The organism is Joostella sp. CR20, assembly GCF_038433465.1.
Classification (GTDB): Bacteria; Bacteroidota; Bacteroidia; order Flavobacteriales; family Flavobacteriaceae; genus Galbibacter.
The window spans coordinates 61629-84561 of record NZ_JAESVF010000002.1 but is presented as its reverse complement, the minus strand read 5'-3'; the positions used below and the strand labels follow the sequence as shown (position 1 = coordinate 84561).

18 protein-coding genes are annotated in these 22933 nt (G+C 31.7%); 10 read left to right on the top strand and 8 right to left on the bottom strand.

The window, feature by feature from the left end:
* Positions 1 to 10: 10 nt before the first annotated feature.
* The 10 genes from JMA43_RS04490 (at position 11) to JMA43_RS04445 (ending at position 14053) form a co-directional block, all read left to right on the top strand.
* On the top strand, positions 11 to 1282 hold the full coding sequence (locus JMA43_RS04490; protein ID WP_342155182.1) for an adenylosuccinate synthase: 1272 nt from the start codon (positions 11 to 13) through the stop codon (positions 1280 to 1282).
* Positions 1283 to 1465: 183 nt separating this feature from the next.
* Positions 1466 to 3271 carry an OstA-like protein gene (locus tag JMA43_RS04485; protein ID WP_342155181.1) on the top strand — a complete coding sequence of 602 codons (1806 nt, stop codon included), beginning with the start codon at positions 1466 to 1468 and terminating at the stop codon, positions 3269 to 3271.
* A complete protein-coding gene (locus tag JMA43_RS04480) occupies positions 3271 to 4464 on the top strand; it encodes an aspartate aminotransferase family protein (RefSeq protein WP_342155180.1) in 1194 nt (397 codons plus the stop codon). Before JMA43_RS04485 ends, JMA43_RS04480 begins: the two co-directional genes overlap by 1 nt.
* An 87-nt stretch (positions 4465 to 4551) precedes the next feature.
* Positions 4552 to 5952, top strand: coding sequence for a tetratricopeptide repeat protein (locus JMA43_RS04475; protein ID WP_342155179.1), 1401 nt, complete (start codon positions 4552 to 4554; stop codon positions 5950 to 5952).
* Positions 5953 to 5985: 33 nt separating this feature from the next.
* Positions 5986 to 6900 (top strand): DUF368 domain-containing protein, encoded by a 915-nt coding sequence (locus tag JMA43_RS04470; RefSeq protein ID WP_342155178.1) that lies wholly within the window; start codon positions 5986 to 5988, stop codon positions 6898 to 6900.
* 10 nt (positions 6901 to 6910) lie between these two features.
* Positions 6911 to 7933 (top strand): DUF368 domain-containing protein, encoded by a 1023-nt coding sequence (locus JMA43_RS04465; protein WP_342155177.1) that lies wholly within the window; start codon positions 6911 to 6913, stop codon positions 7931 to 7933.
* Positions 7926 to 8663, top strand: a complete 738-nt coding sequence (locus JMA43_RS04460) for a shikimate dehydrogenase family protein (protein WP_342155176.1) — start codon at positions 7926 to 7928, stop codon at positions 8661 to 8663. Before JMA43_RS04465 ends, JMA43_RS04460 begins: the two co-directional genes overlap by 8 nt.
* 32 nt (positions 8664 to 8695) lie before the next feature.
* On the top strand, positions 8696 to 9220 hold the full coding sequence (locus JMA43_RS04455) for a hypothetical protein (protein ID WP_342155175.1): 525 nt from the start codon (positions 8696 to 8698) through the stop codon (positions 9218 to 9220).
* Between the two features lie 657 nt (positions 9221 to 9877).
* The gene (locus JMA43_RS04450) at positions 9878 to 11824 is read left to right on the top strand and encodes a DUF349 domain-containing protein (protein ID WP_342155174.1); all 1947 of its coding nucleotides are present in this window, start codon (positions 9878 to 9880) and stop codon (positions 11822 to 11824) included.
* Between the two features lie 174 nt (positions 11825 to 11998).
* Positions 11999 to 14053: a tetratricopeptide repeat-containing sensor histidine kinase gene (locus JMA43_RS04445; protein ID WP_342155173.1), complete on the top strand. Its 2055-nt coding sequence runs from the start codon at positions 11999 to 12001 to the stop codon at positions 14051 to 14053.
* 96 nt (positions 14054 to 14149) lie between these two features.
* On the opposite strand, the gene JMA43_RS04440 is transcribed toward JMA43_RS04445, so the two are convergent.
* From JMA43_RS04440 to JMA43_RS04405, 8 genes are all read right to left on the bottom strand, one after another.
* On the bottom strand, positions 14150 to 15418 hold the full coding sequence (locus JMA43_RS04440; RefSeq protein ID WP_342155172.1) for an O-antigen ligase family protein: 1269 nt from the start codon (positions 15416 to 15418) through the stop codon (positions 14150 to 14152).
* A gap of 6 nt (positions 15419 to 15424) precedes the next feature.
* Positions 15425 to 16558 carry an MraY family glycosyltransferase gene (locus JMA43_RS04435; protein ID WP_342155171.1) on the bottom strand — a complete coding sequence of 378 codons (1134 nt, stop codon included), beginning with the start codon at positions 16556 to 16558 and terminating at the stop codon, positions 15425 to 15427.
* Between the two features lie 19 nt (positions 16559 to 16577).
* The gene (locus tag JMA43_RS04430) at positions 16578 to 17747 is read right to left on the bottom strand and encodes an O-antigen ligase family protein (protein WP_342155170.1); all 1170 of its coding nucleotides are present in this window, start codon (positions 17745 to 17747) and stop codon (positions 16578 to 16580) included.
* Positions 17748 to 17755: 8 nt separating this feature from the next.
* Positions 17756 to 18439 (bottom strand): WecB/TagA/CpsF family glycosyltransferase, encoded by a 684-nt coding sequence (locus JMA43_RS04425; protein ID WP_342155169.1) that lies wholly within the window; start codon positions 18437 to 18439, stop codon positions 17756 to 17758.
* The gene (locus JMA43_RS04420; RefSeq protein ID WP_342155168.1) at positions 18436 to 19200 is read right to left on the bottom strand and encodes a 6-hydroxymethylpterin diphosphokinase MptE-like protein; all 765 of its coding nucleotides are present in this window, start codon (positions 19198 to 19200) and stop codon (positions 18436 to 18438) included. Before JMA43_RS04420 ends, JMA43_RS04425 begins: the two co-directional genes overlap by 4 nt.
* 43 nt (positions 19201 to 19243) lie before the next feature.
* Positions 19244 to 20524 (bottom strand): hypothetical protein, encoded by a 1281-nt coding sequence (locus JMA43_RS04415; protein WP_342155167.1) that lies wholly within the window; start codon positions 20522 to 20524, stop codon positions 19244 to 19246.
* A gap of 22 nt (positions 20525 to 20546) precedes the next feature.
* On the bottom strand, positions 20547 to 21887 hold the full coding sequence (locus JMA43_RS04410; protein WP_342155166.1) for a hypothetical protein: 1341 nt from the start codon (positions 21885 to 21887) through the stop codon (positions 20547 to 20549).
* A gap of 130 nt (positions 21888 to 22017) precedes the next feature.
* Positions 22018 to 22920: a hypothetical protein gene (locus JMA43_RS04405; protein WP_342155165.1), complete on the bottom strand. Its 903-nt coding sequence runs from the start codon at positions 22918 to 22920 to the stop codon at positions 22018 to 22020.
* Between the last annotated feature and the right edge of the window lie 13 nt (positions 22921 to 22933).

Genomic DNA, 22933 nt, shown 5'->3' with positions numbered 1-22933 from the left:
TTTACAGAAAATGGCAGTAGACTTACTACTAGGATTACAATGGGGAGACGAAGGAAAAGGTAAAATCGTTGACGTACTCACCAAAAATTATGATATTATTGCTCGTTTCCAAGGAGGCCCAAACGCTGGTCATACTTTAGAATTTGACGGCATAAAACATGTTTTAAGAACCATTCCATCGGGTATTTTTCATAAAAACTCTATAAATGTTATTGGAAATGGTGTGGTTATCGACCCTGTAGTTTTCGTTAAAGAACTAGAAGGTTTAGACCAATTTAAAATTGACTACGTAAAAAAACTTATACTATCTAGAAAAGCACACCTCATCCTACCAACGCATAGGTTACTAGATGCAGCTTCCGAAGCTTCTAAAGGAAAAGCAAAAATTGGTTCTACTTTAAAAGGTATCGGTCCAACGTATATGGACAAAACAGGAAGAAACGGTTTGAGAGTTGGAGATATCGAGTTGAGTGATTTCGAAGAAAGATACAGAGCTTTAGCTGATAAGCATGAAGCTATGATAAGTTTCTACAATGTAGATATTCAATACGATTTAGAAGAGTTAGAAACTGAATTTTTTGAAGCTATCACCGAGCTGAAAAAATTAAAATTCATTGATAGCGAAGAGTTTTTAAACAAGTCGCTTAAAGAGAATAAAACTATTTTAGCTGAAGGTGCTCAAGGTTCGCTTTTAGATATCGACTTTGGTACATATCCTTTTGTAACCTCTTCCAACACTACTGCTGCTGGTGCTTGTACTGGTTTGGGAGTAGCGCCAAATAGAATTGGTGAAGTTTTTGGTATTTTCAAAGCTTATACAACTCGTGTTGGTAGTGGCCCATTCCCTACCGAACTTTTTGATGAAGACGGAGAGAATATGGCTAGAATTGGAAATGAATTTGGTGCCGTAACCGGAAGACCGAGAAGATGTGGTTGGTTAGATTTAGTTGCTTTAAAATATGCTGTACAAGTAAATGGAGTAACTCAATTAATGATGATGAAAGCAGATGTTTTAAGTGGATTTAAAAAATTAAAAGTTTGTACTGCTTATACATACAAAGGAGAAACCATCGAACATTTACCTTATAATATCGAGGCTGAAAATGTTACGCCTATTTATACTGAAATGAAAGGGTGGGATAAAGACCTTACCAAGTTAACTTCAACAGAAGATTTTCCGAAGGAATTAAACGATTATATCGATTTCTTAGAAAAAGAATTAAATGTGCCGATTAAAATAGTTTCTGTTGGACCAGACAGAACACAAACAATCAGCAGATAAAATACTGTACTATACTATTACAATAAGGTCTAAACGAAACTCAATTTGTTTAGACCTTATTCATTTTATAAACTGTTATTAGCATCTATCAAATTAGCTTTCGGATACTGTATCTTATAAATTCTTCACAACATATGCACAACTATCTGAAAAAACTTTATTTTTGAATCAAAATTTAATCGGTTGAATCGAATACACACATACATATCCCTCCTACTTATTTGCATTGCAACTTTTGCTTCCGCACAAGAAAACAAAGAAATTACAATTGTTCATGGTGGCGATTTTAATAAAGATGAAGTAAAATATCCAGGCGCTTCCATCTTCAGCAAAGACAATCAACAAGTACAGTTTGAACACCAAGGTATCGATTTATGGTGTGATTTGGCTGTGTATTATCAGCAGGAAAATAAAATACAAGCCTACGGAAATGTGTTTTTTCAGCAGGGAGATTCTATAAAAATGAATAGTGAGTACGTAGAGTACGACGGAACAACTCGCATTGCTTTGGCAAAAGAAAAAGTTGTTTTACGAAACAATACCATGACACTTACTACGGAAGAATTAGAGTTTGACCGAAATACACAAGAAGCCTTTTACGATAACTTTGGTACAGTGAAGGACAGCGCCAATGTACTAACCAGTAATAAAGGACGCTATTATTTAGAAATTGACAAGTACGAATTTAAAAGCGATGTAAAAATTACCAATCCAGATTACATCATCAATTCTGCTCGAATGGACTACTACACCAACACCAAGAACGCCTATATGTACGGGCCTTCAACAGTAACGGGTGAAGATTATAAAATGTACTGCGAACGCGGATTTTACAACACTACTGCCGAAACTGGATACGGATTAAAAAACACTCGAATTGATTATAGCGACCGAATTATCTACGGAGACAGCCTATATTTTGACAAGTTGAAAGAGTTTGCCTCGGCAACCAACAACATTAAAGTTATCGATACCGTAAACGATGGTGTTTTACGTGGGCACTATGCCGAAATTTACAAAGCCAAAGACTCGGTTTTAGTAACCAAAAAAGCCTTGGCAATTAGTTTGGTGCAAAAAGACTCGATGTATATCCACGCTGATACACTTATGATTACCGGGAAAGAAAACGAACGCATCGTTAGAGCTTTTCGAGATGCTCGCTTTTTTAAAACCGATTTAAGCGGAAAATGCGATTCTATTCACACAGATGAAAAAACAGGTATTGCACAGCTAATTACTAAAATTCCACCAGGTACTCCCGAAAATAAACTTTCAGCTTTTAGACCTGTCCTTTGGAGCGGACAAACACAGATGACAGGAGATAGCATTCATATTATTTCTGATGTGAAGACCGAAAAACTCGATTCGCTAAAAGTTTGGGATAATGCTTTTATCATTCAAAAAGATTCGCTAAGTGGCGTAAAATTTAAAGACTCTTTAAAACAAGGTTACAACCAAATTAAAGGAAAATATCTCTACGGACTGTTTGAAGAAAATGAATTAAAAATAGTCGACATTGTTAAAAATGCCGAACTCATTTATTATTTATGGGACGACGACGATGAATTTGTAGGAATTGACAAGCGTCTCTGCGGATTGATACAAATGGTAATGGTTGATAATGAAATAGACAATACTACTTCATTTATCGATGTGGAAGGAAATATTTTCCCAGATAGTGAACTTCCTGTAAACGGAAGAAAATTTAGAGGTTTTTATTGGCGTGGCGATGAAATAATTTTAAGTGTAGACGACTTATTTAGTGAAGCCGATAAAAACATAAAACTCCCAATTATCAAAGGAGTTAACAACCCGATTGACATCGACAATCCGAATTTATCTTCCGAGGAAGCAACACCTTCTGAGACTCCAAAAGAAAAGGAAACTCCGAAGAAAACACCAAAACAGCCAGCCAAAAACATCAATAAGAAAGCAACTTTACCTAAAAAGGCACCAACTACGAAACCTAAAAAAGAAACTGCTTCCTAATGAAACAAGATTTTCTAACATATCAAGCACAAACAGGTCCTTCTCCATTGTGTGTGGAAGTTTCGCACGCAAAAGGCTCGTATATTTTTGATGTTTCTGGTAAAAAGTATTTAGACTTTGTTGCTGGAGTTTCGGCAAACACATTAGGGCATAGTCATCCAAAAGTTATTGAAGCCGTACAAGAACAAGCAGCTTCTTATATGCATGTTATGGTGTATGGAGAATACATCCAAAAACCTGCTGTCGACTTAGCAAAGTTACTAGCAGCACATTTACCTGCTTCGCTTTCTTCAACATATCTTGTTAATTCGGGTACAGAAGCAATTGAAGGCGCCATGAAATTGGCTAAAAGAGCAACTGGAAGAGGTGAAATAATTGCCGCGAAAAAAGCCTATCACGGTAACACTCAAGGTTCCATGAGCTTAATGGGATACGAAGAGCGCAAACAAGCATACCGCCCACTTCTTCCTGGAGTAAACTTTATAAATTTTAATAACGAAGAAGATTTACAAAAAATCACTACCACAACTGCTGGTGTAATTTTAGAAACCATTCAGGGTGGCGCAGGATTTATAGAACCACAAAACAACTACTTACAAAAAGTTAAACAACGTTGCGAAGCTGTTGGAGCATTGCTCATTCTCGATGAAATACAACCTGGTTTTGGACGTACTGGTAAACTTTTTGGATTTATGAACTACAACGTTGTTCCCGACATTCTAGTTATGGGAAAAGGAATGGCAGGTGGAATGCCTATTGGAGCCTTTACTGCTTCGTATGACACGATGGCACTGTTAAAAGAAGCTCCAAAAATGGGACACATCACTACTTTTGGAGGGCATCCAGTAATCGCCGCAGCAGCATTGGCAACTCTCAAAGAGTTAACAACAACTTCAATAATTAATGACACACTTACCAAAGAAAAACTCTTCAGAAAAAAATTGGTACACCCTTTGATTAAAGAAGTAAGAGGAAAAGGATTAATGTTGGCCGTAATTCTCGAAAACGAGGCTATCGCCAATTATGTAATCTTAAAAGGAATGAAAAAAGGACTTATATTATTTTGGCTTTTATTTGAAACAAGAGCCCTAAGAATAACACCTCCTTTAACCATTTCGAATGAAGAAATAGATGAAGGTTGCAACACTATTTTAGCACTGCTAGATGAGTGGAATAACCAAAATGTTAACTAATTTGTTAATAACAATAAGGTTTTTGATTCAATCATATCGCTTCAAGCCCTAAATTTATTAACGTAGAAATCTAAAAACGCATCGCTTATGCCATTTAGTGCTCACGAAGACCATAACCCACCGTTAGCAAAATTTGAATCAATGCTAAAAACAAATGATGTTTATTTCTTTGATTCAGAAGACTTCCAAGAGATAACACATCATTATCTCGATTCAGGAAAAGTAGCTTTAGCAAAAAAAGCCATTCAAATTGGCTTGCAACAACATCCTACTTCTTCAGAACTAAAACTCTTACAAGTTGAGATTTTAGTATTTGAAAACCGTTTTGATGTTGCTGAAGTTATTTTAGATGAATTAGAAGCGATAGAATCTTCAAATGAAGAAATTCTTATTCAAAAAGCTAATATTTATTCCAAACAAGACAATCATCAAAAAGCGATTGAATTGTTAGTAGAAGCGTTATCTATGACAGATGATAATTCTGATATTTATTCGCTTCTCGGGATGGAATACCTCTTTTTAGACGATTACGAATCGGCGAAAGATGCTTTCATCAATTGCTTAAATGAAGATTATGAAGACTACGCAGCGCTTTATAATGTAATTTATTGCTTTGATTTCTTAGAGGATTTTGATGGTGCAATCACTTTTTTAAATTCGTACTTAGACCAAAATCCGTATTGCGAAGTTGCTTGGCATCAGCTAGGGAAACAATTCGTCAGTAAAAAAATGTACAAAGAAGCACTTTCAAGTTTTGATTTCGCAATCTATTCCGACGATACTTTTATAGGTGCTTACCTTGAAAAGGGACGTGTTTTAGAACGTTTAAAACGTTATAATGAGGCCATCGAAAACTATGAGATTACTTTAAGTTTAGATGACCCTACTTCGTATGCGTATTTAAGAATTGGAAAATGCCACGACAGATTAGGAAATACCGAACTGGCTAAAAAATATTTTTACAGAACAGTACACGAAGACCCGCTTTTAGACAAAGGTTGGTTGGCTATAACCGATTTTTACTTTAAACAAGAAAATTACCAAAAGGCACTTTACTACATCAATAAAGCTATCAATATTGACAGCGAAAATGTGTTGTATTGGAAGCGAAGTGCTAAAATAAACGAGTTACTTCATTTTTATGAAGAAGCCGATATTGCATATCAAAAAGCGGTAGAATTGGGTAATTACGAACTGCAAACTTGGATTTCGTGGTCGGATATTTTATTAAAACTCGGCGAATACGACAGTGCAATACACACCCTTTTACAAGCATTGGAGTTTTATCCAGAGCATGCCGACTTAGAATATCGTTTGGCAGGGATGTATTATTTATCTTCGGATGCGCTCAAAGGAACTTATCATTTAAAAAATGCCTTAAAGCATAATTACGAAGAACGCGATACGATGGAATTATTATTTCCTGCGGTATACAACAGAAAAACGGTAAAAAATATTATTAAAAGTTTTAAAAACGCCTCGCTATAAAATTGCTATTTTTGTTCGACTTAAGAACAAATTATGCAACGATCAATTATAGATTACCTTATTATTACGCTTAAAGGAATTGCCATGGGTGCAGCCGATGTTGTCCCTGGAGTTTCTGGAGGAACTATTGCTTTTATTTCTGGTATTTATGAAGAGCTTATTACTTCAATTAACAACATCAGTTTAGAAACTTTTAATATACTACGTAAAGAAGGGTTCAAAAAAGCTTGGAACCACATCAACGGAAACTTTCTTGTAGCGTTATTTCTTGGAATTGCCATTAGTGTTCTTTCTCTAGCAAAACTTATCGAATGGCTTTTAGAAACACACCCTATTTTACTTTGGTCGTTCTTTTTCGGCTTGGTTGTTGCCAGCGTAATTTTTGTTGGAAAACAAATTACTAAATGGAATGTTAGCGCTATTATTGCATTCATTGTAGGTGCTGTAGTAGCATATTATATTACAACCTTGCCGCCAATGCATGAGTCTGGAGGAGCTATCCACTTATTTTTTTCTGGAGCCTTGGCTATTTGTGCCATGATTTTACCTGGAATTTCTGGTGCTTTTATTTTGGTTTTATTAGGCTCTTACGGCACTATTTTAGGCGCTGTAAACAGTAGAGACATTCAAACTATTGCAATTGTAGGCTTGGGAGCCATTTTCGGATTGTTAAGTTTTTCAAAACTCTTAAAGTACCTTTTTGTAAATTTTAAAAATGTAACTTTAGCCGTACTAACAGGTTTTATTTTAGGGTCTTTGAATAAAATTTGGCCTTGGAAAGAAATCACAGAAATTAAAAAGTTTGGCGATAAAACCATTATTTTAGACCACAGTACGAGTCCGTTTAACTTTGATGGTGACCCAAAATTATTATGGGCAATTCTCTTGGCTATTATCGGTTTTTTAACCATCTTTCTTCTTGAAAAGTTAGCAACACTAAAAAAATAATTTCGCAATCATGCAACAGCCTACGCGCACATTGCTCGACAAGTTTTTCCTTTTTGTAAAAGGATTAGCCATGGGAGCAGCCAATAAAGTCCCAGGAGTTTCTGGTGGCGTTGTGGCATTTGTTGCGGGGTTTTACGAAGAGTTTATTTATTCGCTACAAAAAGTAAATTTAAAAGCTCTAAAGCTATTGCTCAACGGACGTTTTAAAAGCTTTTATCAGTATATAAACGGAAGGTTTTTAAGCTTGCTTTTACTCGGAATGCTCTTTAGTTATTTTAGTATTTCGAAGCTTTTAGATTATTTTATTGCTCAAAAAGAGCTATACGTTTGGGCTGCTTTCTTCGGAATGATTATCGGCTCTATTTACTATATCGCCAAAGATTTTCATCATTGGAATCGGAAGACTGTTTTAGCGTGTGTCATCGGAATTATTATTGGAGTTTCGTTGAGTTTTTTAAATCCCGCAAAGCAGAATGAAAATTTAATTTTTGTTTTTTTCTGCGGAATTATTAGCGTCTCTGGAATGACATTACCAGGGCTTTCGGGCTCTTTCATCTTAATCTTATTGGGGAATTATGTATTGCTCTTAGTAGATTCTGTAAACGCACTTTACGATACTTTTGCAGAAATTTTCAGTGGAGATTTTAGTTTTCTACACAATCACCAACGTTTAGAAATGCTGAAAATTCTAGCAGTATTCACCATAGGATCAGTAACAGGGTTAGTAACACTCTCCCATTTGTTAAGCTACGTTTTAAAACATTTTAAACATATTACCACCGCAATTATTTTAGGTTTTATAACAGGCTCTTTAGGAGTTGTTTGGCCATGGAAAAAAACTATATATCGCCTCAACGAACTAGGAGAAATTGTAAAAGATTCGGCTGGAGAAAAAATTATTATTAACTACCAACGTTACCTACCTTCGATAACAAACACTGAAACTTGGATTGCCATAGGATTTATAATCTTCGGAATTTTAATTGTTTTAGGACTCGATTGGTACGGCAAAAAAACTTTAAAAAATGGTTAGACACTTTGGACTTATTGGAAGAGACATTTCGTATTCATTTTCTAGTGATTATTTTAGAGATAAGTTTAGACAGCTAAAACTAAACGAAACACATTCGTATGTAAACTTTGATATTCAAGATATTGAAGAAATAAAAACCATCGTTGCAAAAGACGAAAACTTGGTAGGTTTTAACGTTACCATTCCGTACAAAGAAGCAATTTTTCCGTACTTAACAGAAATAGATCCACTTGCAAAAGCTGTTGGAGCAGTAAATACAGTTAAAATTACCGAAAACGGATTGGTTGGCTACAACACCGACGTGTATGGTTTTTTAGAGTCGATTGCCTTGTACATAAAAAAAGACTACAAAAAAGCACTTCTTTTAGGAACTGGAGGGGCTTCTAAAGCTGTAAAATACGGTTTAGAAAGCATCGGGATGGAAACTCAATATGTATCGAGAACTGCTTCTGAAAATATTTTGGACTACGACATGCTTACCGAAGAAGTAATGAAAAGTCATCAAATTATTGTGAATTGCACCCCTGTTGGAACTTTCCCAGATTTGAATAAATGTCCAGATATTCCGTATCAATTTTTATCGAAAAAACATTTAGCATTCGATTTGGTTTACAACCCTATCCGTACAAAATTTTTAAAGTTAGCCGCAGCCAATGGCGCATGGGTAGCCAATGGTTTTAGAATGCTTTCGCTACAAGCAGACAAAGCTTGGGAGATTTGGAATGAGTAATGTTTTTTAAATTGACAATTAATAATTGAAAATTGAAGAAGACTTATAAATCGACATACACGTATTCTATTTTAGAAACATTGCTTTTACTCTTTTTTAGTATCGGAATTGGCGGTGTAATTATTTCGAATACCGACTCAAATATCATCATTGTTGGCACCGCAATATTGGTTTGCATTATTTGTATTATAACCGTATTGTATAAAAGAAAAAATACTTTTGAAATAGCATTTGAGGAGGGCGAAATTGTAAAAAACTACACTTTTATTCACAAAAAAGTACGTATAAATTATAAAAATCTATTAGCTATAGAATATATAGATTTCCCTAAATCATCCGTGATGAATAAGGTTAAATACAAAAGTAAAAACAGAGTAAAAACAATAAGTTTCGTAGCCTTTGCACATTCGGATGATTATTTAGAATTTATCAAATGGCTGAAATCAAAAAATGAAAACATTGAGTTGAAAGTTTCACCTTCGGACCATATCATGAATTATAAAATTCAGGAAATATATGGTTTTAAATATCGAAAGTTTTTAAAAGATACTCTTTAAAAACTTTTCAATAAAACTTGCTTTAAACATTCCAACTGCACTACTCTTTCTATTTTTTAATGCTTTTTAAATAGGTTATTCAATCATATATTCCTCTTTCTCATGTTGAACTCACGTTTACTATGTGACTTTGCCTCTTTGCACCTTTAAACCTTTGAACCTTTACACCTTTACAAGAAAAACAGTCATTCCGAACGAGGCACGAGGAGGAATCTCATCTTGTATAATGCGAATCTGAATCAAGTTCAGATTGACGGATTTTTAACTTTGCCTCTCAGTACCTTTGCACCTTTGAACCTTTACAAGAAAAACAGTCATTCCGAACGAGGTACGAGGAGGAATCTCATCTTGTATAATGCGAATCTGAATCAAGTTCAGGTTGACGGATTTTTAACTTTGCCTCTCAGTGCCTTTGCTACTTTTAACCTTTGCATGAGGGATTGAGCTTTTGTTTGAGCTCTCCATTTTGCATCGCAAATGGAAGCGAGTAGTGAAAGCCCGACCTGAGCCTTTTGGCGAGGGGCATGCCCAAAACAAAAAAATTAACTGTTTTTACTGATAAATATTTTGGAGTTGCCACGTAAAACGCTTGGCTAATTTGTTACTTGTTAGTATCTTTCAGCTTGAAAGTATTGACGAACCTTAAACATTTAAATAATGTTAGACGAAAAAAATGACAACCTGCAGCCTGATGCAGACGGAAGCGACAAAAACAACGAGACACCACAAGTTGAAAATCAGGAAACGGATGCGGAAGAAACTACTGAAAACACAGTAGAAACGGCTGCTGCTACATCGGAAAATGAAGACGATTTGCAAAATGAAATTGACGAATCGAATGCGGAAGATGCGGAGGATGAAGATAACAAGGAACGTCATGAAATACCGGTTCTAGATTACCACTCCATGAGTATGGATGCTTTGGTAAGCGAATTTTACAAGCTTGTTACCAAAGAAAAAGTACAGGCTATAAAAGGACATGTAGACCAAATAAAGTCGGAATTTGACTTAAAATACCAGGAACTTTTAGAGCAAAAAAAGGAAGACTTTTTGCAAGAAGGTGGTAACGAAATAGATTTTAATTACTCCTCTCCTACTAAAAAACGCTTTAACGAAGTGTATGGAGAATATCGTGAGAAACGCAACCAATACTACAAAAATTTAGAGCATCGATTGGAAGCCAATTTAAAAAATAGATTGGCGATTATTGAAGAGCTTAAAGGACTTATAAATGTTGAGGAAAATATAAACGATACCTATAAACATTTTAAAGATTTACAAGAACAGTGGAAAAATGCTGGTCCGATTCCGCGTGTAAACTACAATGACGTTTGGCGTACGTACCACCACCATGTTGAGATTTTTTACGACTTTTTGGATTTAAATAGGGATTTAAGAGATCTTGATTTTAAACACAATTTAGAAGAAAAAGAAAAAATTATTGCGGAAGCGGAAGCGCTGGCTGAAATGAACGACGTTAATAAAGCGTTTAGAGAGTTACAGCTTTTACATAAAATTTGGAAAGAAGACTTAGGTCCTGTGGACAGAGAGCACAGAGATGCTATTTGGGACAGGTTTAGTGCGGCAACCAAAGTTATACACCAAAAGCGACAAGAATATTTTAAAAATCAAGATAGCATCCACGAAGCGAATCTTGTTGCAAAACAAGAAATTATTAATAAAATTGAAACGATTGCCAACAGTTCGGTAAGTAACCACGGTACTTGGCAAAAGTTAATTAAAGAAGTTGAGGCGTTACGCGAAGACTTTTTTAACGCCGGAAGAGTGCCTTACAAAGTAAACGAACAAACGTGGGCGTCGTTTAAAGAAGCGGTAAGGAAATTTAACCGAAATAAAAATGCTTTTTACAAAAGTCTAAAAAGAGACCAACAAGAAAATCTCGATAAAAAGATGGAACTTGTAAAATTGGCAGAGTCGTTAAAAGACAGTGAAGATTGGGATGCTACTACCCCGATTATGAAAAAAATCCAATCGGATTGGAAAAAAATTGGTCATGTTCCAAGAAAATATTCTGATAAGGTTTGGAATGAATTTAAAGCTGCTTGTAACCATTATTTTGACAGATTGCACGCTAAGAAAAACGAGCATTTTAAAGATGAAATGGAAGCTTTTGAGAAGAAAAAAGCTTATTTAGAAAACTTGAAAGATTACCAACTCTCTGGTGATAAAGAAACAGATTTAGCACAAATAAAGAGTTTTATTTCCGATTGGAAAGAAATTGGTAGAATTCCGCATAGCAAGAAAAATATTGAAGGGAAGTTTAATAAAATCCTAGATGCTTTATTTAAAAAACTAGACCTCGACAAGCAGAAAGCAGAACTTATAAAATACGGAAATAAACTCGATCAATTAAGTAATGCCGACAACGATGCTTTAATTAACAACGAGCGTATTTTTATCAGAAGAAAAATTGATGAAGTGAAAGCAGAAATTCGTCAGTTGGAAAACAATCTTCAGTTTATCAATGCCGATGAAAGCAATCCGATAGTAAAAGAGGTATTGAGCAATATTGAAAAACACCGTGAAGATTTAAATATTTGGAAAGCGAAACTTAAAAAGCTTAAAAATATCAATCAGGAATAAAAGTCCATTTTCATATTATAAAAGTCGTAAAACCTGCTTTTATAAGAAGATAAATTCCTCACGAATTATGTAGGTCATTCGGGGTTTCTTGTAATTTTTTTCTTTCTATTTAACATGATAATGATAGAAATAATTAGTTTTTATACTAAATTTGAAACTCATACAAGTCCCTGAATGATTTATAGATTACTAACAGCACTACTAACCTTCTTTTTTTGCGCAAACAGCTTCTGTCAGCAGCAAAGAATAGATAGTCTTGCAAAGTTGGTAAATTCAAAAAAAAGCCTTTCTTCAGTACAAAAAAAAGACACTGCCTATATAAATTTACTCAACCGCTACGTGTTAAACAACTACTACGTAAACAACGACACCATTAAGTTTTATGCGGAAGAAAGTTTAGCGATATCTAAAGATGTAGGTTACACTATTGGTGAGATTGAGTCGTTGATAAATTTAGGGTTTTACGAAAGTGAAATTGGGAATTACCCTGCGGGAATATCATATGCTAAGCAAGCACTCGCAAAAGCAGAAACTATCGACAATACCAAGAGCACTTTAATGTGTTACAGCAACCTTGCTACTTTTTACGAATATGCCGGCGATATTAAAAATTCTGTTACAACCAGTTTAAAAGGCATAAGTATTGGCGAAGATAAAACTAATAAAACCAAAGACGACCTACTCTATTTGAGTTTGATGTACGAAAACGTGGGACTTACCTACGGAATGCAACAAGATTACAGAAAAGCATTAGAGTTTTTAAACAAGGCACAAGAATTAAATATTCAGATCGACAGTAAGCTTTCGCAAGCACAAACTAATAGCAACATTGCTAGCTTTCAGTTAAAAACCAAAGAGTACCAAAAAGGGCTCATGAATATCAACAAAGCAATCCCTACTTTTATAGAATATGATTACCCAGATTGGTTGGCATATTCTTTAAAAGTAAAAGGTCAGTTATACGTTGAACTCGACAGATATGAGGAAGCCTTAGATATTTTTATGCAATCGCTATCATTGTACGAAAAGGTAGAAGATAAACGCGAAAAAACATCACTTTTGAGTAGTATTGCTAGAACTTATTGTGAATTGCACGAATACGATTTGGCAAAAATGTATGGAAACGACGCTATGAAATCGGCTAAAGAGCTTAACTCTTTTGAAGATATTAAAGAATGTGCAGAGACCTTATCGAAAGTACACAAGCAACTCCATAATTACGAAGTGGCACTAGCCTATCACGAGGAGTTTAAAAATTATAACGACAGTATTTTTAACCATGAAAATACCAAAAGTGTAGCTGCACATGAAGCTCAGATGTCGTTTATAGCGATGGAAAACAAACTCAAATTTGAGAGTCAGAAGCAGCACAACAAACAGCGGTTATTTACTTATCTTTCTACCAGTGGTGTTATTATTTTACTAACTGTACTATTTTTCACTCAGCGTAGTAGAAAGGTTGAGCGCAAATTAAATGGACTACTTGCAAATAAAAATCACGATTTAAAAAAGAGAGAGCAAGAACTTCAAGAGCTTAACGAAACAAAAAATAAGTTCTTTTCGATTATAGCTCACGATTTGAGAGCTCCAATAGCATCGCTTAACTCACTTATCGACTTATTAAAGGACAACCAAATTAGTCCGAAAGATTTCATGCAATTTGCTCCTAAATTAAGTGAACAGGTAAAAAGCGTTTCGTTCACTTTAAATAACTTACTTGTATGGGGACAAGCACAAATGAAAGGCGCTGTATCAAAACCCGCTTTAAAAAAATTGCGCCCTATTGCTGATACCAATATTTTACTTTTAAAAGAAGTTGCCAACAAGAAAAAAATTATCGTAAGCAATAAAATCCCAGATAAGGCTACCGTGTTTGTGGATGAAGATCAAATAAATTTAGTTTTTAGAAACATCATCAACAACGCTATAAAGTTTACTCCGATAGGTGGAATGATAGAAATTTTTGCTGAAGAAAATCCTGCTTTTTGGCAGATTGAAATAAAGGATAATGGCGTTGGAATGGAGAAAGAAGATATCGAAAGGATATTATCAACAAAAACCCAATTTACATCAACATACGGTACCGACAATGAAAAAGGAACTGGTTTAGGTTTAAACCTCTGTAAAGAGATGATAAAGAAAAACAAAGGAAAGCTTAAGATTAAATCGGAATTGGGTGTTGGTACTAGTTTTTATATTCGGCTTCCAAAAGCTGCAAAGGTTTCTTAAATATTTTCATTTTTGTCTTGACACAAAAACGAAACAAACCTACCTTCCGGTAGGCAGGGAACTCAAGACTGATTTAAAATCAAATTCGAAGGTAAACTAAGTTACATTCCTAATAATCTGACTGCTTAAAATACTGCGTTCTTTCAGCAGTAAAGGAACTATAATTGAGAAAAATACTACTCCGTTGAATCGCACTAACATTGATTCAAACATTAAAGCTAAAAACAAGGCTAAAAAGACCGAGAATTCGTTAAAACTTCTTCGTGTTGAAAGCGCGAGAAAAGTAAATATCACCGTTAAAATTAAAACGCCCACAGCACCAGTTTGCAACCAAGTTTCTAAAAATTGATTGTGTGCATTGTATCTGTGTTCGTAATTTTCTGAGTTGCCTAAATCCAAATAAGTATTAACCAAAGCATCATGTGCATCACCTACTCCGTAGCCTATAAAAGGTTGTTTTTCTATGGTATTTACAGCCGAAGTCCAAGTAAGCAATCTGGCATTCCATGAGATGGTTGGGTTGGTCTCATAAACATTCTGAGGAAAGTTATATTTGGAATTAAATAGTCGTGGATTACTAATAAAAACAATACTTCCCAGAGCAAAAACCACATAAAGTAAGTACTTTTTTGTTATATCTGGCACTTTATAAATCAGCATAAATGACATTAAAAACATAGTAATATACGCTGCTTTTGATGCCAATAAGAAGAGGTATAAAAATAGGATTAGAACTGTTGCTAACCTACTTAAAGAGTTCAGTTCTTTCTTCAGATAAAAGCTTAAAACCAATATAATGTATAACGAAATATAACCTGGGTTGACCAAGCTTGAAAATTGTCTGTGCATGAAAAATTGCCATCCAATAGTTACTTTTTTCCAAAGAGATACTTGATCTGGAAGACTCTGTAAAACAGTAAAAGCATCGGTTAATACAATTATAAAATTGATCAAAAACGACAAGATTAATCCGTATAATAAGAAATTAAAAAGCTTACGTACAGAAGAGGCGTCTTCTTTTAAAAAAAGGAAAATTACAGGAAATAACAATAAGGATAATGACCGCTGTATGAGTTTGAATCCGTCTTCTAGGTTTTCGGTATACAATAAACTTAGGCACAACACGATAAAATACAACGGAAAAAGTAATAACAACCTATTTTTAGGATTGTACTTTAAATTACTTTTAAAAATATTTACAACGCCTATTACGATTGCTATCATAAAAAAAGGCGTTGGCAGATTGATATCTAATGGAAGAAAGAAAAATGCTAGATATAACGTGTTCCAAAATAAGCGTTGCAACAAGCTACTATTTTCGTCTTGGTAAAATACTGCTTTGATATTTTTAAAGAGAATATTCAAGATTAATTAATCGTTTTTCTTCTTTAGTTTTCCTTTGAAGTCTTCTACTTTTTTCTTCACAAATAACTTTCGTTTTAAATTTGTAAAGCTATAGTCTAAACGATAAAAAAGATACGTTAAGAAAATAACAGCCAAGACAAGAGCAATGATCATCCATAAATTGCTGGATGTACTTCCTAATACGATTAAAAGTACGACGAAAATAAAATTAAAACTCGCTATTATAAAGCTTGCTTGTTGGTGAGTTAAGTTCAAATAATCAACTAAAATGTGGTGTGTATGATTTCTATCTGGTGAAAATGGCCCTCGCTTATTTACAATTCTTAGAGTAAAAACACGTGCCGTATCAAATAATGGCACGATTAAGATACCTATTGCTACCAAAGGTGCATTTTCTAAAAGAAAAGGTAATTCTTTGTATGCTGTAGGCTTTAATGCTAAAAATTTAAGTGTAAACATTGCAATCATAAATCCTACAATTAAAGAACCCGTATCACCCATAAATATTTTTTTTGTGGACGACAAATTATACCCTAAAAAAGCCATTAAACACGCATTTAATGCTATACACAGTAAGGCATAAAAATATTCGTTAGACATGTAAAATATAGTAGTGTACAACATTAAGATAACAATACCAACCATCGCTGCCAAGCCGTCAATCCCATCAATAAGGTTATACGCATTAATAATTGTAATCATTAAAAAACCACCTATTAACAAGTAAAGAAAATAAGGGATTTCATTTATATTAAGAAATCCATTTAAGGAATAAATTATAAAACTATCACTCGAGAGAATAAATGAAACTGCTAAAATTTGAGCAATTAGCTTTGTTAATGGTGATAAGACAACCAAATCGTCTTTTAATCCAACAATAAAAAGTACTGTTAAACCAGGGATTAAATAAATAGCTTCATTATGAAGGTCTCTGTCTCTCAAAAAAAAAATAACAAAGATTAAACAATAAAAAAAAGATATCCCCCCTAATGTTGGTGTGACTTGCTTATGAGAACTACGTTCATTAGGGTTATCCATTAATTTTTTATATTGAACAACACCTATAATTTTAGGTATTGTTAAATATGTTAAGAGAAAAGCTCCTACAAAAAGTAAGATTGCGGTTTCTAGAAAATACATTTATTTAAAATTTTAATAATTAACCTACCCCTTGATTTTTTTCATAGTTAGTAGTATAATACATAATTGAAGAAAAAAATATAAAAAACAATACTCCTCTTTGTAGATATATATAATCTTCTATCATACAATATGACAATATAAGTAATGAAAAAAACAATAACTTTTGGTCTCTAAACACTATAGACCTATATATCAGTATTATAAAAATTGTAGATATTATTACAAGTCCAAAAATTCCATTTGATAATGTTTCTCTTAAAAAAACATTATGTGGAATCAGTCTAACACTATTATCTCCTATTGGGAAGAATATTTTTTTAATTGATTCTGATCCGATACCAAAAAATAAGTTTTCTTTTATAATACTCCATGATTTTGAAAAATATAATAGTCTATGGGCAAATGATTGATCTACTAATCTGTAAATAATATAATCCTTTATTGAAAATATTAATAATCCCATTAGAAAAATAAATATTGATATTACACTTAATGATTTTTTTATAGAAAGGTTTGAAAAAAGTAAAATCATAGAAGAAAATAAAATCAATAATAGAATCGATAATTTGGATCCTATATATACTAAAGATACAAAAAGAAAAAAATAGGTAATTATAATTCTTTTATTTAAAGATTTATTATTCTCAATAAGATTAAAAAATAATAATACACACGAAAAAACCATATAACTACCTATATATGTATGATGATATGATCCAGGTAATTCTTTCTGAAGCAGTTCAATTAGTATATATTGATTAATTTTAACATTAAAGATTATAATATTAAAAATTAAAAATAACCATGCATAAATAACATATGTCAGTACTCCTAACACAAAAATAAAATATAATTGATTTTTTATCTTATATAAATCTTCACTTATATTAGCAAAAAACAAAGGCAATACAAGAAAGGTAATTTTTGTTTCGCTAAACATCATATTATTTTCAAATCCCCTATTATCAGCTAGAAATAAAGTGATGACATCTATAAAAAAAAACAAAGCAGAAAACAATATGAAAATATCAAATTTAAATTTGCTTTTCTTGCTCAGATATATCGAATTTAAAATCAAAAATCCCATTGCAAAACTTGATATTATCAATGGTAAGGGCAATGCTAATGTAAATACAAAAAAATAAAACCCTATATACTTTAATTCTAATGAAAATAATTCCTTCATAATATACTTCACTCGAATAAATCGTTAATTATATTGAAATTTCTAAAAAATTTTTTAAAATTTCTTTTTGGAGATTGTAAAAATCTATATAAAAATTCTAATTTTAATTTCCTAAATAGAATAGGAGCTCTTTTATTATTTGGTGAAAAATAATCAAAAAACCCACCTACTGTTAATACCAAAAGTTCTTTTTCTTTTATTATATCCAAATTTTGTAGTACCCATTTTTCTTGTAATGGACTGCCTCTACCAACTAATAAAACAGACTTATTCTTTATCAATTTAAAATCTAACAGACTGAAACCATCTTTTATATAGTAAGACTGCTTATTATAATTTTCCATGAGCCACTTTTCAAAAAAGAATAAATTTGAAGTAGTTGTTCCATATATTGCAATCGGAATTTTATTTGAAAAGATAAAAGCCAATAATTCAGGGGTAAAATCAGTTCCATTTACATTTGGCAATTTAATATTATACTTATGCTTATACAATATTTGCATTCCAATACCGTCTGGAAATAAATACGTTGAATTCTCAATTGCATTTAAATACTCTTTATCTTTCCTTAATAATGTATAGTTAGAATAGTATAAAAAATTAATAATGCAATATGAATCTACATCCCATGACTTCATAATCCTTTTGATTAAAATATCATAGGATTTCTCCAATTCAAACTCTAATTTCATTTATCCATTATTATTAGATCCTTATAAGAAATCCTATCAAGAACTTCTAGTTTACCACCATTAGTAGCATTAAGTAACATTCCCCCATTTTTTCTCAAAAAATTATCACATTCTACAAAAGCTTGCTCCACTAAATCATATGTTGGGGGAATCCAATCCTTGTTATTTCTATAATTTTTTATAAAATGATTCCCTTCGCCGTTTGTCATACCATCTTTGCGTTTCGTATACTTAAAATTATGATCAACTCCATACAAATACATTTCATTTATCCCCATATAATATGCTAATTGTATAGCAGGAAACAATGATCCTGCACCACTTGAAAAACCTTTTAACACATCATCTTGGAATCTAAACGGTCTATGATTTAAAATAAAACCCCATGTATAATCTTCCCTTATTAAAGGTTTTTTTTTCGAAATTATAAAAGTTTTATTAACATTATTAGAAATAATTTCTTCGCCAAAATCTTTTATTACCTGTTCATCAGAAGTAAATACGTAATCCGGTCTAAACTCTGTTTCATTATATATTAAATGTATTCTATTCGCACAAAAAATAATATAATCTTCCCTTTTACTCAATTCTTCTAAAAACGCTATATCAACACTAGGTCCATTCCCGCAAATAATAGCTTTTTTCTCTTTATGAAAATCTTTAAGGTTGCTTATTTTAGAATAATCTAAACTATGAACGTAACCTTTTTCCAAAAAATACAACACATATTTCCAAGCAATATTTGTTGGAATATTTTTCATACGTTTTATTATAGATTTTCTCTTATTATATAAAAATTTTGGATTAAAAAATTGAATTTGCATTTTTGTTTGTCATTAAAATATTTTTATTTAAATAAATTCCTGCTAAAGTAAAAACTATAAAATTACCCGTTAAAGCTAGACTAGAAGCAGACAAATTATAGTTTAAATAATAAACAAGAATCATTATTGCAAGACCATAATAATCAGAGTTATTTGTCTGTTTATATATCAAATAAGCTCTTGACATAATATAATAAAGAATAATACTTATTATGATTCCACTCAACCCCATCTGCGCCAACACATTACCAAATCCACTTTCTGCTCCATTCATTCCGTTTACTATATTAGTTGTAGGATTCATTGGTCTATTACCTGCCATCCCCACTCCTCTTCCTAATATATCATTAATCGCAACTTCAAATCCAGTATAAACACCAATAATATGAGAAAAAGACCCATGCACTCGTTCCCCTTCTGTCATCAAATATCCTAAATAAATAAATAAAGGCGTCATCAAAATAAAAGAAAGTTTCAAATTAAATTTTAGAATATCAATAGCCAATATCAGAATAATTGAAAGTATAAAAATCTTTGAAAAGACCATTAAGCCACATATGAAAACTAAGGTTAGAAAATATTTCTTATATTTAAATTTCTTAGAAAAATAATAAAAAGCAAAAATATACGAAAAATAAGAACCAAGAGTAGAAGGTTCTAAAAAAAAAGATAACATTCTTCTATACTTTTCATGAAATAAAAAATATAGATCTGAAGTATATCCTCTTCCCGTTTCTTTGAGTCCTTTTATTTCAATTCCTCCTTGTGTGTCATTATTCCAATAATTAGGAAGATTCAACCAATCATTCCAAAATATATCTGGCAAAAAATATTCAATCATGCCGAAAACACATATAGACAACGTAATAATTAGCACTACTTTTTTAACCACTCTAAAATTATTAGTCTGATAAAGCCCATGAAAAGAAAAAAAAATTAAATATAAAATTAAAATTCTCCTAATATTATATATCTTAAAATAGAAATTTGCTTCGGAATAAAAAAAACTTACGGCAATAAAAAAAAGCAGCAATGAAAAATAAATATATACTCTTAAATATTCTCTCTTAATTTTCAAAGTAAAGCCTACATACAATAGCATCAATCCAAAAATAGAAAATATCATAAAATCCTTAATTAAAGGAAAATAATTAATAATTAAATTGTTTTCAATTAGGTTAAATAAAAGTAATCCTATTATTGGTTGAAGTACAATAACAAAAATAAAAAATGTACATATGTATATTACCTGTTTTTCCATTAAATACTTTAAAATATTGAATTTAAAGAAATATATAAATTGCACACAGTATTATAACTAATAAAAGTGTGGGAAAAAATATATATTTTTCAAAATCTATGAATGTTGTATCAAGAGTTTTATAAGTTCTATTTATTATTATAGGGGCAGTTATCATTGTTGCTATCATAATTGAAATAGGAAAAACAATAACACCAATATATTTATATAATAACAAAACAAAAATAAAATAAAAAATAAACGTTATAGTTCCAATGATATGCTCGTATACATAATTAGCTTGATTTGAAATTGCTAAATTAATTCCTGCCCACCGTACTATTAAGGTAGAAAACGTGAAAGAGATTATTAATAAAGGACTACCAAGATTAGAATTTGCTTTAATTAATGATATAAAAAAATCGCCAAAAAATAAAAGTACAAAAACACCTATAACATATACTCCATATGATAAAGTCAAAACCCTTCTTAACAACGGTATTAATCTTTTTATATCACCCACTCCTCTTAGTGAAGCAATTTCAGGTATCTTAGCTTGAAACGTTACCATTGTTAAAGTTTCTAATAACTCGAATAACCTTTTAGTTAGAAGAAAAGAAGCAGAGGTTACAGGACTAAATAACTGCGCCACAATTATCCCTGAAACATGTTTCATTATAGTAGCAAAAATTGTAGCTGTCCCACTTTTCCATGCACTATCCCATACTTCTTTAAATATATCCAATCGAAATTTTCTTTTAGGAACTTTATATAAAAAACAATTATTTGCTTTTAAAGCCATAATATACAAGCTAACACTAGTTAGTATTGCTATAAACTGAACTCCTATAATTAAGCTAAGTAAACTAGCGAAATATAGTCCTATGATTAAAATTACAATTATTCCAAATAAGTTTACAATTGTAATAATTCTATTAAGTAGAGCTATTTTATTAAATCCTCTAAGAAAAATTTGGTAAATGGACATATAAATATTGAAAGAAGTACTAATCACAACTACAAACCAAGTAATCCATCCTTCATTAGGATTCTCAAGATAACTAATAGGGGTTTTAACTGCATAAGAACCAATACTAATCAGTAATAGAAAATACAGTGTAGTTATTAACAAGAATGTTATTTTTAATACACTAAAAAGATCTGAAAATTCATCTTTATCAAATTTATTAACTTCACTATTAGTAATCTTATTTTTAATTTTAAAGAAATATTTAATCTTTATTCCTGCAAAAGAATATGAGAAAAAACGTATAAAGGTAGAATTGAATCCATACTGAATACCTTGACCTATACCAACAATCGTAGCATATAAAAACCAAACATTAACCTCTTCTACTTTAAATTTATTTAAAATAATAGGCAACGTAATTAAACTAAATACTATTTTGATTAATTGAGATATCCAAGAAGTGAATATAGAAGAATTATATAACTTTCGAAAAAACATAACCAAAGTTTGGTTTAAAAAATTTAATCATACCAATAAATTATTTCTAAAAAAAAGATTTTACAAGTTCATGAAACTTATAATTCCCTTTCTTATTCCAATGTGTATCAAAAGCATGATAATCGTCTAACTCAAACTTATCTGAAAAATCTAAAATTCGAAAATTATTATGATTAATATTTTGCTTAAACAAATAATAATTATCTTCATAATTTCGAACAAGTCTCTTTAAATTTAAATCATCACTCAATGTATGTTCTACTACTTGTTCTTTTACTGGAACCCGAATAATTACGACCTCATTAAACCTAGAAAAAAGTTTATTAACCTCTTTCATCTCATATTCCACAAATTTTTTTTTCTTCTCTAAATTAATAATAGAATATCTGGAATTAATATGATAATTAACACCTTTATAATTATGTACTTGAAAAATCCCTTTATATCTCTTAATAACACTCTTAATGATCCATTTAGGAAAAATCTTAAAAGTATCAATTAAAGAAGTTTTCCATTTCATATGTTCAAAAATTTTTTTTTCTCCTTCTTCAGCTAAAAAAAAATTATGAGAAATCATCCAATTATTAGGATGATATATAAAAAACAATCGATTAAATCCCCCGTTATACAAAAGATCAAGCCTCCTATTATGACATCTAGTAGCTACTGGAAACCCTATATTAAATTGACAATTGTTCGATAATAAATCATACCAATTATCTCCATCATTAACAGATAACCCCATAGCAAAAGATGTTCCACATATCACTAAGGGTGCTGATTCATCATCTGGCCCTCTTAATCCATATTTATTGGTAGAAAATGTAAAACCGAGATACTTTTCTGACAAAGATATATTTTCACTAAAGGACAACCCAAAATCAGTAGACTCTTTTAAAAGACTTAGCCATTTTCTACCATTAAATGGGTTAGAAAAATTAATCCTCATATTATATATATTT

What these genes read in the sequence shown, in the direction of transcription:
- JMA43_RS04490 (WP_342155182.1), top strand. Translation starts at nt 11, where the DNA reads ATGGCAGTAGACTTACTACTAGGATTACAATGGGGAGACGAAGGAAAA.
- JMA43_RS04480 (WP_342155180.1), top strand. Translation starts at nt 3,271, where the DNA reads ATGAAACAAGATTTTCTAACATATCAAGCACAAACAGGTCCTTCTCCA.
- JMA43_RS04475 (WP_342155179.1), top strand. Translation starts at nt 4,552, where the DNA reads ATGCCATTTAGTGCTCACGAAGACCATAACCCACCGTTAGCAAAATTT.
- JMA43_RS04470 (WP_342155178.1), top strand. Translation starts at nt 5,986, where the DNA reads ATGCAACGATCAATTATAGATTACCTTATTATTACGCTTAAAGGAATT.
- JMA43_RS04465 (WP_342155177.1), top strand. Translation starts at nt 6,911, where the DNA reads ATGCAACAGCCTACGCGCACATTGCTCGACAAGTTTTTCCTTTTTGTA.
- JMA43_RS04460 (WP_342155176.1), top strand. Translation starts at nt 7,926, where the DNA reads ATGGTTAGACACTTTGGACTTATTGGAAGAGACATTTCGTATTCATTT.
- JMA43_RS04450 (WP_342155174.1), top strand. Translation starts at nt 9,878, where the DNA reads ATGTTAGACGAAAAAAATGACAACCTGCAGCCTGATGCAGACGGAAGC.
- JMA43_RS04445 (WP_342155173.1), top strand. Translation starts at nt 11,999, where the DNA reads ATGATTTATAGATTACTAACAGCACTACTAACCTTCTTTTTTTGCGCA.
- JMA43_RS04435 (WP_342155171.1), bottom strand. Translation starts at nt 16,558, where the DNA reads ATGTATTTTCTAGAAACCGCAATCTTACTTTTTGTAGGAGCTTTTCTC.
- JMA43_RS04430 (WP_342155170.1), bottom strand. Translation starts at nt 17,747, where the DNA reads ATGAAGGAATTATTTTCATTAGAATTAAAGTATATAGGGTTTTATTTT.
- JMA43_RS04425 (WP_342155169.1), bottom strand. Translation starts at nt 18,439, where the DNA reads ATGAAATTAGAGTTTGAATTGGAGAAATCCTATGATATTTTAATCAAA.
- JMA43_RS04420 (WP_342155168.1), bottom strand. Translation starts at nt 19,200, where the DNA reads ATGAAAAATATTCCAACAAATATTGCTTGGAAATATGTGTTGTATTTT.
- JMA43_RS04415 (WP_342155167.1), bottom strand. Translation starts at nt 20,524, where the DNA reads ATGGAAAAACAGGTAATATACATATGTACATTTTTTATTTTTGTTATT.
- JMA43_RS04405 (WP_342155165.1), bottom strand. Translation starts at nt 22,920, where the DNA reads ATGAGGATTAATTTTTCTAACCCATTTAATGGTAGAAAATGGCTAAGT.